Source organism: Nitrosopumilus sp. S6 (assembly GCF_054515815.1).
On sequence record NZ_JBTNRI010000001.1, the window covers coordinates 48,337 to 63,106 of the forward strand.

The following is a 14,770-nucleotide window of genomic DNA, read 5'->3' on the forward strand; positions in this document are numbered from 1 at the left end:
ATTAATGATTCTTTAGGTATTTTCTATATTGTGAACCAACCAGATTTTACATATGATAGGGCAATGTTTAGGCCAAATAATGCAAAAGTAAACGCATAGATTCCCCACATTACACCATTTACTGCTTTTTCTGAAATTCTTTTATCAATAATAGTGTGAATGAATTTTCCTCCATCTAAAATTGGTAGTGGAAGCATGTTGATTATTCCAATGAAAAATGATATCATCCAAAGCCACAAGAGGAACATTGAAAGATTTGGATCATTCCATTCAATGAAATTCATTACAGGTTTGTATGCAAATGAATTATCTCTCATAATTCCAATTAGTCCTCTTTCTGGATCGTCAGGTGCTGGCATTACTTCGAGACTAAATTCTAATGGTTGTCCATCTCTAAGTACAGAAACACTTGCCATATCTCCTGGATTCAAACTGGGAAAATCAACCGGACTCAGAATCGGTTTATCATTGATTGACGTTATGATGTCATTTGCAAGTAATCCTGCTTGTTCTGCTCCTGAATTTTCAATGATTGAAAGAATTAGAACTCCTTGAGGTAATTCATAAAATGTACTCAAGAGTGGTTCAGGTAAAACCATTGCAAAAAATGGATTTGTAAGTAAAATTGCTCCTAAAACAAATGCAAAAATTACATTTGATGTTGCTCCTGCTCCAATAACTCTGAGTTTTGAAATCTTTTTTGCTTTGTTAAATTCTTCTTCATCAGGTTCTACAAAGCCTGCAAACATTGCAATAAATATTGCAAAGCCTCCTGTTTTGATCTTAATTTTTTCTAATGCTGCAACTATACCGTGTGCTCCTTCATGAATAATCAGTACAACTGGAATTGATAGCAGAAAGTATGTAATTGATGCAGCTGAAGTTAGTGTAACTCCTGGAATAAGAACAGTTAATTCTGAAAATTCTGTTTGTGCAACAAAAAAGTTTGAAACATTGTTAAGTAAAAACCAGAACGCAAAACCCATCATTATGAAACCTGAAATTACACTTACATCTGCAAAAACCCTAATTCCTCTTCTTGTCCGACTAAGAAGTTTTAACAATACTGAGTTGACTTGTTTATTTTTGTAAGTTAGACTGTATGCCTTTATTTCAAAACCATGTTTTTCTAATTTTAACCCCTTGGCAACAATGACAATAACTACCCATGCCATTAGTACATAGATAATCGAATTTTGGGTAATAAAATCAAGTTCCAAATTAATTGTAATTTTTTTAAGGTACGGACATTTATCGGTTACTATGAAACCTACAGTGATTATCTCAACATATCCTGATAAAAAATCAATTACAAAAATTGCAAAAATGTTTGTAAAAAATAAGACAGTCGCATGTGTAAATATTTCTAAAATATCTTCAATCTATTCTTGGAATAAAAAAATAGAAAATACATCTGAATACATTGCTATCTTTAAAACAACATCAAAAAACAAGAAACTACTTAAAGAAAAAATTAAGGAAACTCATCCCTATGATGTCCCAGAAATTGCTGAAGTTGATGTGGCTTCAATTAACAAACCGTATCTAGATTGGTTAATAGATTCAACAAGTTAGGACTCTATTGAATATCGTAACAGGGAAATAATTCCTCCCAAACCTGTTACTCTCAAACCTATATCTGTAGAAGAATCAACACTATACATTTTCACTCTCTTTTTCTCTACATCGTTTAGAAAATCTATCATTTTTTGTTCATCATCTTGAATTGCTTTATCTGAAAAAACCAGAGATTCTACTGCTCCCATTTGATTTGCATTAAATGTCTCATCAAAACCCATAGTGAATTTTTTACTTTTTTTATTTGCAAGAAGCATAACTTCATCAATAATTGATGATACTTTTGCCAGTTTACTATCTGACATTATTTCTTTCATAATATTTGATTTTGTAAATGTGTATATTCCATCTTCACCTCCAGAATCAATTCCTTCAACCACTTGAACTTTGAATTTTTGTAAATTCTGAGACTTTTGAATAAAGTTTGAAAATCGTTTCTTTGTTTCTCCTGGACCAAAAATCACTATTGTATCTCCTTCTTTGAGAATGGTTGAAACTGCTTGTTGTACTTGTTCAAAGAATTTTTCAATATTAAAATTAGTTTTGTATCTCTTTCCACCAGAACCTGAATAGATATTTGGCATAAATTCCAAATGTGTTCCTCTTAATCGGGCAATTCCACAGTCTCCTGTGTCAATTGCTACTAATACAAAACCAACTTGATTATTGCTTGATTCTAAAAGATTTTTTTCAAATGGCAACCATTTTTTCTTTGAAATCGTCACACCATCATTAATTTTTAAGATAAATGAATGATGAGAACCATGTGGTACTGATTCATTACTTGACTCGGTAATTATTCCTCCAATTCGTAATCTATCTAACACATCATCAAGTGAAATTTTTTCTACGGTCAATGCAATTCTAACTTTAATTCTCTCTCCTTTGTCTGGTCTTGAATAATCTTTGTCTTGCTTTAGTACTCTAGTTGTGTCTCCAATAACTTTGTCATTTTCTTTAATTATTCTACGTAAATTCAAAAGATCATCTGAATCCTCTGGAATGACCGAAATTAGATTATCATCAATATTTTTTGTAATCATATCATTATTCTATTCTACAAAGAGAAAAGAGTTTAGTTTGTCACTTCATTAGTTTTTTCTTCAGATTTTTTCTTGAGATAACTCTCAACCCAATCTAAAGTAAGAACTCCTGATTCTGCCAAATTTGTTAATGAGTTTGCAGATGCTTCTCCAGTTACTTTACCATGATTTCTTTTTAATTGACGCCATTTCAAAGATGTGTTGCCACTTTTTGAATTATATATAATTCCTAGAATATCTCTTGCGTTAACAAATGTAATATCTCTAATTTTTTTCAAAGTTACTTTGTCAGCTGCCTCGACATAAATTGCACCTAAACTATCTTCTCTCTCAGCAAATACTTCTGAATCATCCAAATAACTTCTTGGAGCATAAGATTTGCATGTGCTGGAGATGATAAATCTTCTAAAACTTTCTACTGATGCTGGAGTGTCAATTGCAACCATTTTGAATGAATAATCTATTGGCCATTTATCAAGCTTCTTGAAAGACTCAATAGGAATCTACCTCAAATATGGCTTGCAGGTGGTGATGAACCTATCCCTTTGAAATGATGATGAGGATCTTGAGTTCTGAGCCTGCCTATGATTTTAATTGACGATTAACCTAGAATAATTATGAATTCACTAACTGAATATCTAACTTTTAATGTTCAATCCCGTAGAGGTTTTGTCAATATCACTCCTGATATTAGAAAACTAGTTGACAAAAGTAAAGTCAAAGAAGGTTTGTGCCTTGTTAATGCTATGCACATAACTGCAAGTGTTTTTATCAATGATAATGAAGGTGGATTGCTTCATGATTATGAAAAATGGTTAGAGGAATTAGCACCACATGCTCCAGTTGATCAATACAAACACAATGACACTGGAGAAGACAATGCAGATGCTCATCTAAAAAGGCAAATCATGGGAAGAGAAGTAGTTGTTGCAATTACAAATGGTGAATTAGATTTTGGTCCATGGGAGCAAATTTTCTATGGAGAGTTTGATGGAAAACGACCAAAAAGAGTTTTAGTAAAAATAATCGGTGAATAATTATCTATCCAAAGTCTGCATCACGTTTTTGACTTTGTGATTCATTCTTTCTTGCAGCGGCTCTAAATTCATCATCATGATTTTGAGGTCCATGTCCACATTTTACACATGCAATTTTGAATCCATTATCATTTTTTTCATATGTTTCACATCCACAAAAACATGCCATGATTAATCTAATTTCTAAGATGATATATCTTTTGGGATACTAAGCTGATTTACAACATTCCCCGACAGGAATGTCATGATCATGAGGACATTTTCTTGGATGTTTTAGCATTGTACATAATGCATCTGTAAATTGTTTATTCATATGATGTTCAATTCCACATACCATCTCCTCATCAATATCCACTTTGAGTGCACTATCCATTAGAACTTCCAATAGTCTACTGTTTCTCATCATACTAGAACCAATCGACTGACCTTCATCTGTAAGTTTAACTCCTGCTTTATTGTAAGTGACCAAATTCTTACTGTTTAGTTTTTTTAGCATTTGAACAACACTTGGTTGTCTAACATTAAGCATTTTTGCAATAGTGCTAATTTTGACTTCTTCTCCTCTTTCTTTGATGTGCCAAATTGCTTTGAGATACATCTCTACATGCTCAGCTTCTGCTGTTCCTACAAATAGAGTCTCTTCATCATTTAATGCATCCATACTCATACCTTCTTTGAATCTTTTAATAAATATTCGAAATATTGACGTGCAAATCCTGCTAATCCTGCATGATCTGCCCAAATTGCAACTACGTCTGAAGAATTTTCAGCAGCAACTGCTGGACCTAATAGTATTACAACATATTTTTTATCTGAAATTATTCCTCCCCCAAACAAACCTTTCTTGATTTTTACTGTTGCAACTCTTTTTATTGCTTTGATGGATTCTTTATCCATTTTATCTGATGTGAGAACTGTAATGTCCACCCCTTTGTCATGTAGCGATCTTAATTTTGGTAATGCTTGTTTTACTAATTCTTCACCTGCCTCAGGTAATGCAATCATCACTTCGTTTCTACATGTTTCAACCATTTCTAGAATTTTTGCTGCAATGTTTATTGCACCTGATAATACCCAAATGTCTGGCTTTTCACTAGTTCCACTTTTTTCATACAATGGAACTAATTCATTTAGAATAACACTTTGATTTTCTGAAAAATCATTTTCCATCTTTTGCTTTGTAGTTTCTAATCCTGTAGATGGTGACTTTGCAAAATATTTAGTTGGTCTTGAATCATCTGTTCCAATCCAGCCTTTTTCTTCTAGAGTTCCTAAAACTTCATAAATTTTTGAATATGGGACTCCTGATTTTTGACTGAGCTCTGATGCTGTTAATTCTCCTGATTTTAGTAATGCCGAAAATGTTCTGATCTCATAACTTGTTAGACCTATTTTCTCTAAGGCTTTTCTTGTTTTATCAGATATGCTCATGCGATCTAGTCGATCAGTTTTGTTATTTAAATCCCATACGCCTACTTCCTAAATTCCACCCGAGGCCAAGTATGAAATGCATTATATACCATTTCGGAAAAATGCCCATAGTAGGCATGGCTCTAATTCAGATATCTAATCAAAGTACAAAGAATTTAGGTAAAAAATCTACAATTCGATTCACTCAAAGCATCTGTCCCGACTGTAACATGATTTTGGATGCAGAGGTTTTTGAGAGAGACAACAAAGTCTTCATGTCTAAAGTTTGTCCAACTCACGGTGAATGTGAGGAATTATACTTTGGTTCTTACGAATTATACAAGAAATTTAGTACATATTGGATGGATGGCAAAGGTGCTCATGCTCCAAACGTAATGATTGACAAATGTTCTTGTCCAAATAACTGTGGATTATGTTCAAACCATCTGTCTCACAGTGGACTTGCAAACATGATTGTAACTAACAGATGTGACTTGACATGTTGGTATTGTTTCTTCTATGTAAAGAAAGGTCTAGAAGGTGCTTACATGTATGAGCCAGATCATACTCAAATTAGAGGAATGATGAAGACTCTAAGAGCAGAAAGACCAATTCCTGGAAACTCTATGCAAATTACTGGTGGTGAACCAATGCTTAGAGAAGATATTGCTGATGTTATCAAAATTATGAAAGAAGAAGGTGTTGATCATATTCAGATGAACACTAATGGAATTAGACATGCAATGGATCCAGAAGCAGCACGTGAAGTAAGACTTGCTGGATGTAACAATTTGTATCTTTCATTTGATGGTGTAACTGCAAGAACAAACCCAAAGAATCACTGGGAAATCCCATATGCACTTGATAGTTGCAGAAAGACAGGAACAACTGTAGTATTTGTTCCAACAGTAATCAAATCAATTAATGATCATGAATTAGGTGGAATTATCAGATATGCTCAAAAGAACATGGATGTAGTTCACGCTGTAAACTTCCAACCAGTATCATTAACTGGTAGAATGGGTAAGAGTGAACGTGAAAAATACAGAATTACTGTACCTGATTGTATTCAAAGAATTGAAGAGCAAACAAATGGTGAGGTAACTATTGATGATTGGTTCCCCGTACCAAGTTGTATGCCATTAACAAATGTAATTGAAGCATTCTCAAGCAAACCAAAATACGAATTATCAATTCACTTTGCTTGTGGTGCAGGAACATACATCTTTGAAGATGAAGAAACAAAGAAGTTTGTTCCATTAACAAAATTCTGTGATATTCAAGGAATGTTAGAATTATTTGAAGATAAAGCAGAAGAAATTCGTTCTGGTAAAAACAAGTACTTTACAATGCTTGAAGTTGTAAGAAAACTCAAAGGATTTGTTGACTCAAAGAAACAACCAGCAGGATTAGATTTGGCAAAGATGTTTGGTAATATCTTGATGAAGAGATCCTTTGATTCAGTTGGCTCTTGGCACGTCAAAGGATTGTTCCTTGGTATGATGCACTTCCAAGACAAATACAATGAAGACCTAGAAAGACTACAAAGATGTGATATCCATTATGTTACCCCTGATCTTAGAATCGTTCCATTCTGTGCATTTAATGTAATTCCTGAATGGTACAGAGATAGAATCCAAAAGAAATACTCTATCACTGTAGAAGAATGGGAAGAAAGAGAAGGTGTCAAACTCGAAGACGGTCTATACAGAGGTCTTATGAGACGTGGTGCAGGCGATGAACTTGCAGCAGGATGTGCAAAAAGTGAAATGTTCCACCAAGCAGCACAAGCAACAACGTAATAGTATTTTTTAATCCAATACCTTTTAAGTAAAAAAAATAATTCTGTTTTGTGAAAATTCTGTTAATCTCTCCTACTCTCAAAGGAATTGGTGGAGTAGCACAACATGTACGAGATTTTATTACATATCTACAAGAACATGGGCATGAAGTAGATGTTTTGTCATCAGAAAATACCCCTATAATACCATTAAAAAAATTAAAAAATCCTAGTTTTCTAATCACCTCATATCTAAAAACAAAATTTATGAAAAAATATGATATTGTTCATGCAATGCATCCAATTGGTGCAATGGCAATGAAAAATATTACTGGAAAAAAAATTTTAACAATACATGGAATTTTTAGTGAACAAATTGGGTTGCTTCATGGTGAATCAAGCTCAAAACTTTCTAGCAAATATGAACAAAATGCATTAAAATTTGCAGATGCAATAACAGCTGGTTCTGAAGAATCGTATGAATATTATAAAAAATTAAATCCAAATGTTTTTCACATTCCTAATGCAATCGATATTGAATCCTTACCTGTTGGCTCTGATTCTAGATATAAAAATCAGATAATTTTTGCTGGTAGATTATCTAAAGAAAAAGGAATATTGACAATCTTGGAAATGGCAAAAAAACTTCCTGAAGAAATTAATTTACTAATCATTGGTAGTGGACCTGAAGAAAAAAGTGTACTTGACATTGAAAAACAATTCAAAAATATTCATTATTTGGGATACCAACCAAAAGAAAAAACTATTCCACTTATTCGTGGCTCTATTTTACTAATCCAACCATCATTTGCTGAAGGAATTAGTTCAACATTATTAGAAGCCATGGCCTGCAAAACACCCATAATTGCAACTAATATTGGTGGAAATAAAGAATTACTTGGAAAAAATAATGTTGGAATCTTGATTGAACCTGGAAGCTCTGAAAATCTATTGAAAAAAATTGTAGAAATGGTGAGTGACAAAAATCTACAAGAAAAAATCTGTACTGCAGCATATAATGAAGTTCAAAAATATGGTTGGCCAAATATAGGAAAATTATATGTGGATTTGTATAAACAAGTTCTAAACTCTTAACATTTTCCTTAAACCTTCTTCAAATTTGATTTTAGGTTTCCAATTTGTTTTTTCTTGAATCTTTGTTATGTCTGCTTTTATTTCATTTATGGCCGTATTTTTATCTTCAGTGTAATCTAAATTCAATTTTTTTGCTGTTATATCTTCAATTTTATTAATAATATCTTCAAATGAAAATGACATTCCAGTACCTATGTTAAAAATTTCAAACTTCCAATCATGATTGATAATCTTTAAAATCAAATCCACAAAATCATCAACATACAAAAAATCTCTCTTACTATTTTTATTGACAATTAAAACTCTCTTGCCTGTTTTAGCAGACTCGATTAAATTTGCTAACAAAAAACCTTGATTCATAGATTCTCCAAAAATATTAAACGATCTTAAAATAGTGACATTCAGATTTGTTTTATCACTATAAAATTTACATAATCTTTCTCCTAGATATTTACTTTCATTATATGCATTATGAGGATCTATTGGATGATTTTCATCAATAGGAGAATATTTTGGATTTCCATAAACATAACTACTAACATAAATTAGATTTTTTACATTTTTTATTCTGCAATATTCTAAAATATTTGTTGTAGTTGTAATGTTATTCTGAAAATAATCCTGCCATGCTGATTCTTTTTTAGGTATTTTTGCTGCCAAATGAATTACAGTTTCCGCAGGTTTGATATCTAATACTTCGTTAATATTTTGTAGATTAATTCTTGTTGAGTTTACAAAATCTGTTAAAACTTGCTCTTGAGGAAGTCTCTCAACAATTTTTTTCCCAATAAATCCTGATGAACCTGTAACAAAAATTGAATTCATGATTTTCTAGTAAATTCCTCCTCTATGACTTTTTTCATCAAAACTATTCATATTGATTAATTAAATGGTATTTTCAATAATTTAATACTTGAATTCAATACTAAAAAATAAAAATATTTTGGTAACTGGAGGTTCAGGTTCAATTGGTCAGGAAATTGTTAAAAAAGCAATTAATGATGGTGCAAAATTTGTTCGTGTTTTTAGTAATGATGAAAATGGATTATATGAAATGGAACAGACCTTTACAAATAAAAAAATTGATTATGTAGTAGGAGACATAAGAAACTTTGAAACTGTAAATTCTGCTGTAAAAGGAATTGATATAATTTTTCATACAGCAGCTTTAAAACATGTTGATAGATGTGAACTAAATCCCTTTGAAACTTTTACTGTTAATATTATTGGAACAAATAATTTGGTAAAAGCTGCTGAAAACGAAAATGTTGAAAAAGTTATTTCAATAAGTTCTGATAAAGCCGTAAATCCAATTGGCGTTATGGGTGCAACAAAATTATTAGGTGAGAAGTTATTATCTGCTGAATCATTTCATACTAATTCCAAAACAATTTTTGCATCGGTAAGATTTGGTAATGTTTTTCATACTAGAGGTTCAATTTTGCCTAAAATCGAAAATCAGATAAAAAATGGCGGTCCTATTACGTTAACGGATAAAAGAATGAAAAGATTTTTCATGACAAAAATGGAAGCTGTTGATCTTATTGTCAATGCAACAAATTTGGCCAAAGGTGGTGAAATTTTTATTCTTAAAATGCCTTTATTGTATCTGAATGATTTGTTTGAAGTTATGAAAAAGATTCTTGCACCAAAATATGGATATGATGAAAAACAAATCAAAACAAAAGTTACTGGAATAAGACCTGGAGAGAAGCTAACAGAATATTTGTTGACTGATTTTGAAATGGAACATGTTTTAGAAACAAAAGATTTTTTCATTTTACCATCTCTTTTTAAGCCTCTTTCAAAATACAAATACCCTAATGCCAAAAAACCAAAAAATATTTTTTCATATTTTAATGAAATGGAACCTTTGAATATTTCTGAAATCACAAAAATATTGAAAACTGTTTATGAAAAATGAAATAAATTGTTTCTAAATTGTACCTAAATTAATGTGAAATATAATGAAATTTTTAATTGATAAAAGAATATTTTTTATTTTATAATGTGTATTGTGTGGCGTATCCTTTTTAATCAACTCAAAATATTTTCAATTATCCGAAATTGAATTCTAAAGTTGTCATGGTTACTGAATATGCAATGAATAAACCAAATGGTTCTGTCATGCGTGTAAAATGGGAATCTGAAGCATTAAGAAGACAAGGATTTTCAAAGATTTCAATAATTGATAATTTTAACAATAAAACAAAAAAACCTACCAATTGTTTAATTCATGCACAGCAATTATCTGGAAAGTTTTTTGAAAAAAAATCTTATATTTCAGACATACATGGAATTGCTTTTGAAGAAACTGACTATAAATCATCTAGCTACTCTCTTTTTTCATATAAAAAATGGTGGTATCGTCATAGTGCAAATACTCTCGAAAAACTAGAAAAAAACATCTGGAAAAATTCATTACATTTAGTCTGTGCAAGTGATCTCATCTATGAACGTGTAAAAAACATTCAAAATGCAACGGTGGTAAGAAATTCTGTAAAAATTGATGATTATAATACCTCTGCAAGTGAATCATTAAAAATTGCAGTAGTGGGACCCTTTTTGCCTGGAACCCAAAATTATGCTGTGCTTGAGATAATTCTTCATTGCGTTAAAAATTTGCCTGATGTTGATTTTATTTTTATTGGATCTGTTGATATTAATTTCAAAAAACAACTACAATTTCCTAATGTTCATTTTTTAGGTAAAGTTGAAAATTTTATTGGGGAACTATCAAAATGTAGTGTGTTATTATCTCCGTACCCAGAGTTTTCTCATATATTAGCATCAAAAACTAAAATGTTGGAGGCTGGTGCATGTAAAATGCCCGTAATTACATCAGAATCAGGTGCACTTGGATTTTCTGAAGAATTTCTCTTGATTGGACAATCAAAATATGATATTGTGAACCATATAATTTCATTAAAAAATGAAAACTATAGAAAAGAAATTGGGAAAAAACTATATCATGAAATTAAAGAAAACTATAATGCTGATACTGAAATCAAAAAATTAATTAAATTATATAATGAATTTATTGTTTAAAATTTAACAATATGATTTGATTTCTACTCTAGTATGATGTTATAAAAAAACTATCTAATCCACTTCATTCAGAATTATCTTTGTCAAAGATTTCAGAATTCACTTTGAAAATTTTTACTTTTAATGTGTTATAATCTGATTTTGAATCATAAACTTTTGTTAGGTATGAATATTTTTGTTCATTATGAAAAACATCTTCAAAAATTACATACCTGTTATCTATTTTATCATCAATTACAATGTATGAAATTTCATTTTGTGTAAGATAATCAATTAGGTGATTTTCTGAAATTAACGCAAAAAATGAATAGTCTGTTTGAATTACTTTTCCTTGATTATGCACTATTGGAATGTTACTTAATTCAAGAATATTTGTTTGAATATGATAAAGCAAGTCTCCAGAAATTTTACCTTCAAAATTTTCTGAAACAAATTTACCAAAATTTTCTCTTTCTTGTATTGATTCTATGTCTGAAATTTTTGTATTCAAAATAAAAATTGAAAATATTATCAAACTTGCTATTGATAATATCATTATCAAATTTCCAACATTTTTCTTGTTATCTAAATAATTAATACCAATAGCACTGATTATTGAGGCTAGGGGAATCAATAACAACAAATTTCTAATTTCAGATGATAGTGTATATTGTGGAATTGCAATAATGATAGATATTATTATTCCACAAAATAGGACCATTTCATTCCATTTTCTATTCCTAAGAATGATAATAATTCCAAGTGGAACTAGAAAAATGAAAATTGGAATAGCAATTAGAAAAATATGATAAAATTCTTTGATTAACGCAAATAAGTAAATTTCTTCAATTCCAACTTTCTGAAAATCATCAGAATTTGAATCTAGTTGTTTTTCTGAATAGAAAATTTTTGCGATTTGGTATAAAGATGGATTTATTTGGTTATTATCATTTTGTTCAATGGTTCCAGAAGCTCTTGAAATAATGGGTGCTTGATCTGATCCAGCATAATAATGTGGAATTGTCAAAAATGTAAAAATCAACAGTCCTAACAAGAGAAATAAAAATGGCCGTTTGATAGATTTTATCTTAACACTATACATTACTAAAATTAGAATAATCAGAACGATGCCATTGATTCTTGTATCAAATGCTAATCCTGCAAAAACAAAACTCAAAATTGTGAATTTATTGTTATACTTTAAAACAAAAAATATTGAAACTAATGCAAGAAAAAGAAAAAGTGATTCTGTAATTCCCCATGTTGAATTTTCAATAATGTTTGGCTCAAAAACAAAAATTGATGAAGCAAATAGAGCATATTTTTTTGCAACAAATTCTCTAGAAATTTTATAAATTATGGGAATTGTTATTACTGATAATCCTATTGAAATTATTCTCATGATATTGATGTATTCTATAAAATTTTGAAAATCAAAAAGTCTGAAAAATATTGACAAAACAAAAGGCCAAAGAAATCTTGAATTAAATCCTGAATAATCATTATTTGCATAATTGAATGCTTCAATAAAGAAAACTATTGTATCTGGTGCCTGCGAAGGCAAATTCCATAATGTAAAAACTACTCTAATTGATATTCCACAGATAATTAATAGTGTAATTGGAATAACCGTTTTTTTTTGAAAAATTTGTAACAACCTCTTTAAATTTTTAAATTGATGTAATTAACGTTTTTTCTTTAAAAATATAATTCTAGTAAAAAATTCTTAGAAAAAATATTTCTCAAACTTGATAAAAGATAGTTTCAATTTAATTTTTAATCATTTTGATGTCCATCCACCATCAATGATTAAATTTGCACCTGTCATGTATTTTGATGCATCAGAACACAAAAAAACTATTGGACCTGCATAATCATCTAGTTTAGCCATTCGTCCAAAAGCATTTCTTGAACCATATCTTTTAACAAATCTCTTTGAAAGCTTTGATGTTGATACACCACTTGGCGTAAAAGTATTACAGCGAATATTATATTTTCCATAAAGATTTGCAATATATCGAGTTAAATTCAAAATTGCTGATTTTGTAACTGCGTATCCTGGCGGTGTCCATAATTTTTCATCTTTATATGTGTCAAATGTCGGACTAAGCAGTCCATAATTTGATGATACATTAATGATAGAACCACTTTTTTGTTCTTTCATTATTGGTAAAACTTTTTGACAACAAATATGAACCGCATCAACATTTACTTCAAATGATTTTTTCCATAAATTGAACGGGTGTGTTTCATAATTTTTAAAATCTTTTATTTTAAATGCTTTTGCAGACACAAATGCTGCATTGTTGATTAAAACATCAATTGTATCAAAATCTTTATTAATTTTTTTTAAAGTTGAACTTATTTTTTCAGGAACAGCTAAATTTGAATTATAGAATTTTGCAAATACCCCTTTTTTTGAATACTCATTTTCTATTTCTTTACTAATTTTTGAGGAATGATCAATTAATGCAACATTTGCACCTAATTCTAATAAAATTCTAGAATAATAACTTCCTAATAGTCCTGAAGAACCTGTAACGATTATGTTTTTATTTTTGATCGAAAATAATTCTTCAAGTTCATTCTTGGTAGAAATATTTCTATTTTTCAAATTTCGTTATTGACTCCCTTAAGTTTTCAATATTCTTCTTTGCCTCATCTAAACTTCTGTAATTTGTTTTAAACTGCATCATTTTTGGCTGAATTTCCTCTGCAACAGGACAGCGACCTTTGTATTTTTCATAATATCCTAATTTTTTCATGATTGGTTCCTCATATCCTAGTATCATTGCTGCGTAAAAATCATCTCCACCATTTTCTATATGAAAATCATGAAATTTTTTCCATTCTTCCAAATTTGAGTATGGAGACTCAACTGCGTATGTGAAATATGAACTGACATATCCATCAGGGACTAACTGTGGAATAAAATTAGTATTTTCAAAAACATCATCATATATTTTTGCAATATCTCTTCTAATCTTGACTAATTCTTCAACTCTTTCAAATTGTGCTAATGTAATTGCTGCTAAAAATTCAGTAAATCTATAATTCAATCCTACTGCATCATTTCTTTCATAAATAGGTGATTGATATTCTAGTGGGACTCCTGCAACAAGATCACTATGTGATGCACTCAAATTTTTAAATCCCATACCTGCAAATTTTCTAGCTTTTTTGGCCAATTCTTCATTATTTGTAATCAACATTCCTCCTTCACCACATGAAACGTGTTTTGTTCGTTCAAATGAGAACATCGTCATGTCTGCATCTTTTCCTACTAGTTTTCCTTTGTATTCAGCAAGCATTGCTTGAGCATTATCTTCAATTACTATGATATTGTTCTCTGCAGCAATTTTTTTAATTACATCTATATCGTATGGTAATCCGTCATGTGATACAGGAATGATGGCTTTAGTTTTTTTAGTAATGAGTTTTTCAACAGATTTTGGATCAATATTATGAGTTCCTTCTTGAATATCTGCAAAAACAGGTTCAGCTCCCATAATTACTGGTACTGAACTATCTACTAACACAGTAAAAGGCGTTGTAATAACTTCGTCTCCTGGTTTAACTCCTGCTGCAACTAATGCAGAATGTAATCCTGAAGTTCCTGAATTAAGAGCTATTGCATATTTGACTCCATATTTGTTACAAAAAGCATCTTCAAGTCTATTGGTAAATGGGTTTTTCCTTACTTCATTTGAATTTTCTAATACTTCTTTAAGATATGTTAATTCGTTACCTGAGGTCCATTTTGGGTCCATTGTGATTTAAACAATCCTTGAGGATTTATT

Annotated in this window: 16 protein-coding genes; 6 read left to right on the forward strand and 10 right to left on the reverse strand. The window is 30.3% G+C overall.

Annotated elements, in window-relative coordinates; all coding sequences use genetic code 11:
* Positions 1-23: 23 nt before the first annotated feature.
* Complete coding sequence (locus ACX12B_RS00250; RefSeq protein ID WP_459352083.1) at positions 24-1,175, reverse strand: site-2 protease family protein; 1,152 nt, start codon at positions 1,173-1,175, stop codon at positions 24-26.
* Positions 1,176-1,263: 88 nt separating this feature from the next.
* On the opposite strand from ACX12B_RS00250, the gene cutA reads away from it, so the two are divergent.
* A complete protein-coding gene (gene cutA / locus ACX12B_RS00255) occupies positions 1,264-1,575 on the forward strand; it encodes a divalent cation tolerance protein CutA (RefSeq protein WP_459352084.1) in 312 nt (103 codons plus the stop codon).
* On the opposite strand, the gene ACX12B_RS00260 is transcribed toward cutA, so the two are convergent.
* The gene (locus ACX12B_RS00260; protein WP_459352085.1) at positions 1,572-2,621 is read right to left on the reverse strand and encodes an mRNA surveillance protein pelota; all 1,050 of its coding nucleotides are present in this window, start codon (positions 2,619-2,621) and stop codon (positions 1,572-1,574) included. The two genes, cutA and ACX12B_RS00260, sit on opposite strands and share 4 nt — an antisense overlap.
* A gap of 32 nt (positions 2,622-2,653) precedes the next feature.
* A complete protein-coding gene (locus tag ACX12B_RS00265) occupies positions 2,654-3,067 on the reverse strand; it encodes a hypothetical protein (RefSeq protein WP_048071331.1) in 414 nt (137 codons plus the stop codon).
* A gap of 171 nt (positions 3,068-3,238) precedes the next feature.
* On the opposite strand from ACX12B_RS00265, the gene ACX12B_RS00270 reads away from it, so the two are divergent.
* Positions 3,239-3,658: a secondary thiamine-phosphate synthase enzyme YjbQ gene (locus ACX12B_RS00270; RefSeq protein ID WP_459352086.1), complete on the forward strand. Its 420-nt coding sequence runs from the start codon at positions 3,239-3,241 to the stop codon at positions 3,656-3,658.
* Positions 3,659-3,662: 4 nt separating this feature from the next.
* On the opposite strand, the gene ACX12B_RS00275 is transcribed toward ACX12B_RS00270, so the two are convergent.
* Genes ACX12B_RS00275 through ACX12B_RS00285 form a run of 3 tightly spaced genes read right to left on the reverse strand, consistent with a single transcriptional unit; the run spans position 3,663 to position 5,089 of the window.
* Positions 3,663-3,827, reverse strand: a complete 165-nt coding sequence (locus ACX12B_RS00275; RefSeq protein WP_428325018.1) for a hypothetical protein — start codon at positions 3,825-3,827, stop codon at positions 3,663-3,665.
* Positions 3,828-3,866: 39 nt separating this feature from the next.
* Positions 3,867-4,319, reverse strand: a complete 453-nt coding sequence (locus tag ACX12B_RS00280; RefSeq protein WP_459352087.1) for a metal-dependent transcriptional regulator — start codon at positions 4,317-4,319, stop codon at positions 3,867-3,869.
* A gap of 2 nt (positions 4,320-4,321) precedes the next feature.
* Positions 4,322-5,089 (reverse strand): TrmB family transcriptional regulator, encoded by a 768-nt coding sequence (locus ACX12B_RS00285; RefSeq protein WP_459352088.1) that lies wholly within the window; start codon positions 5,087-5,089, stop codon positions 4,322-4,324.
* A gap of 101 nt (positions 5,090-5,190) precedes the next feature.
* Here ACX12B_RS00285 and tes point away from each other — a divergent pair, with 101 nt between their 5' ends.
* Together tes and ACX12B_RS00295 are read left to right on the forward strand one after the other, a co-directional pair.
* Complete coding sequence (gene tes, locus ACX12B_RS00290) at positions 5,191-6,870, forward strand: tetraether lipid synthase Tes (protein ID WP_459352089.1); 1,680 nt, start codon at positions 5,191-5,193, stop codon at positions 6,868-6,870.
* 50 nt (positions 6,871-6,920) lie between these two features.
* Positions 6,921-7,943, forward strand: a complete 1,023-nt coding sequence (locus ACX12B_RS00295) for a glycosyltransferase family 4 protein (RefSeq protein ID WP_459352090.1) — start codon at positions 6,921-6,923, stop codon at positions 7,941-7,943.
* Here the strand turns inward: ACX12B_RS00295 and ACX12B_RS00300 are convergent.
* Positions 7,932-8,768 (reverse strand): NAD-dependent epimerase/dehydratase family protein, encoded by an 837-nt coding sequence (locus ACX12B_RS00300; RefSeq protein ID WP_459352091.1) that lies wholly within the window; start codon positions 8,766-8,768, stop codon positions 7,932-7,934. The genes ACX12B_RS00295 and ACX12B_RS00300 overlap by 12 nt on opposite strands.
* Before the next feature lie 88 nt (positions 8,769-8,856).
* On the opposite strand from ACX12B_RS00300, the gene ACX12B_RS00305 reads away from it, so the two are divergent.
* Together ACX12B_RS00305 and ACX12B_RS00310 are read left to right on the forward strand one after the other, a co-directional pair.
* On the forward strand, positions 8,857-9,867 hold the full coding sequence (locus ACX12B_RS00305; protein WP_459352092.1) for an SDR family NAD(P)-dependent oxidoreductase: 1,011 nt from the start codon (positions 8,857-8,859) through the stop codon (positions 9,865-9,867).
* Positions 9,868-10,028: 161 nt separating this feature from the next.
* Positions 10,029-10,991, forward strand: a complete 963-nt coding sequence (locus ACX12B_RS00310) for a glycosyltransferase (protein ID WP_459352093.1) — start codon at positions 10,029-10,031, stop codon at positions 10,989-10,991.
* 64 nt (positions 10,992-11,055) lie between these two features.
* Here ACX12B_RS00310 and ACX12B_RS00315 read toward each other — a convergent pair whose 3' ends face one another.
* The 3 genes from ACX12B_RS00315 to ACX12B_RS00325 all read right to left on the reverse strand — a co-directional run bounded on the left by ACX12B_RS00315 (position 11,056) and on the right by ACX12B_RS00325 (position 14,740).
* Positions 11,056-12,627: a glycosyltransferase family 39 protein gene (locus ACX12B_RS00315; protein WP_459352094.1), complete on the reverse strand. Its 1,572-nt coding sequence runs from the start codon at positions 12,625-12,627 to the stop codon at positions 11,056-11,058.
* Positions 12,628-12,750: 123 nt separating this feature from the next.
* Positions 12,751-13,584 (reverse strand): SDR family oxidoreductase, encoded by an 834-nt coding sequence (locus tag ACX12B_RS00320; protein ID WP_459352095.1) that lies wholly within the window; start codon positions 13,582-13,584, stop codon positions 12,751-12,753.
* Positions 13,574-14,740, reverse strand: a complete 1,167-nt coding sequence (locus tag ACX12B_RS00325) for a DegT/DnrJ/EryC1/StrS family aminotransferase (protein ID WP_459352096.1) — start codon at positions 14,738-14,740, stop codon at positions 13,574-13,576. The genes ACX12B_RS00320 and ACX12B_RS00325 overlap by 11 nt, the downstream gene beginning before the upstream one ends.
* Between the last annotated feature and the right edge of the window lie 30 nt (positions 14,741-14,770).

Excerpts from the sequence above, each read along its gene's own strand:
- tes (WP_459352089.1), top strand. The coding sequence starts at position 5,191 with ATGCCCATAGTAGGCATGGCTCTAATTCAGATATCTAATCAAAGTACA.
- ACX12B_RS00280 (WP_459352087.1), bottom strand. The coding sequence starts at position 4,319 with ATGGATGCATTAAATGATGAAGAGACTCTATTTGTAGGAACAGCAGAA.
- ACX12B_RS00275 (WP_428325018.1), bottom strand. The coding sequence starts at position 3,827 with ATGGCATGTTTTTGTGGATGTGAAACATATGAAAAAAATGATAATGGA.
- ACX12B_RS00250 (WP_459352083.1), bottom strand. The coding sequence starts at position 1,175 with ATGGCATGGGTAGTTATTGTCATTGTTGCCAAGGGGTTAAAATTAGAA.
- ACX12B_RS00270 (WP_459352086.1), top strand. The coding sequence starts at position 3,239 with ATGAATTCACTAACTGAATATCTAACTTTTAATGTTCAATCCCGTAGA.
- ACX12B_RS00300 (WP_459352091.1), bottom strand. The coding sequence starts at position 8,768 with ATGAATTCAATTTTTGTTACAGGTTCATCAGGATTTATTGGGAAAAAA.
- ACX12B_RS00260 (WP_459352085.1), bottom strand. The coding sequence starts at position 2,621 with ATGATTACAAAAAATATTGATGATAATCTAATTTCGGTCATTCCAGAG.
- ACX12B_RS00310 (WP_459352093.1), top strand. The coding sequence starts at position 10,029 with ATGGTTACTGAATATGCAATGAATAAACCAAATGGTTCTGTCATGCGT.
- ACX12B_RS00285 (WP_459352088.1), bottom strand. The coding sequence starts at position 5,089 with ATGAGCATATCTGATAAAACAAGAAAAGCCTTAGAGAAAATAGGTCTA.
- ACX12B_RS00265 (WP_048071331.1), bottom strand. The coding sequence starts at position 3,067 with ATGGTTGCAATTGACACTCCAGCATCAGTAGAAAGTTTTAGAAGATTT.
- cutA (WP_459352084.1), top strand. The coding sequence starts at position 1,264 with ATGAAACCTACAGTGATTATCTCAACATATCCTGATAAAAAATCAATT.
- ACX12B_RS00325 (WP_459352096.1), bottom strand. The coding sequence starts at position 14,740 with ATGGACCCAAAATGGACCTCAGGTAACGAATTAACATATCTTAAAGAA.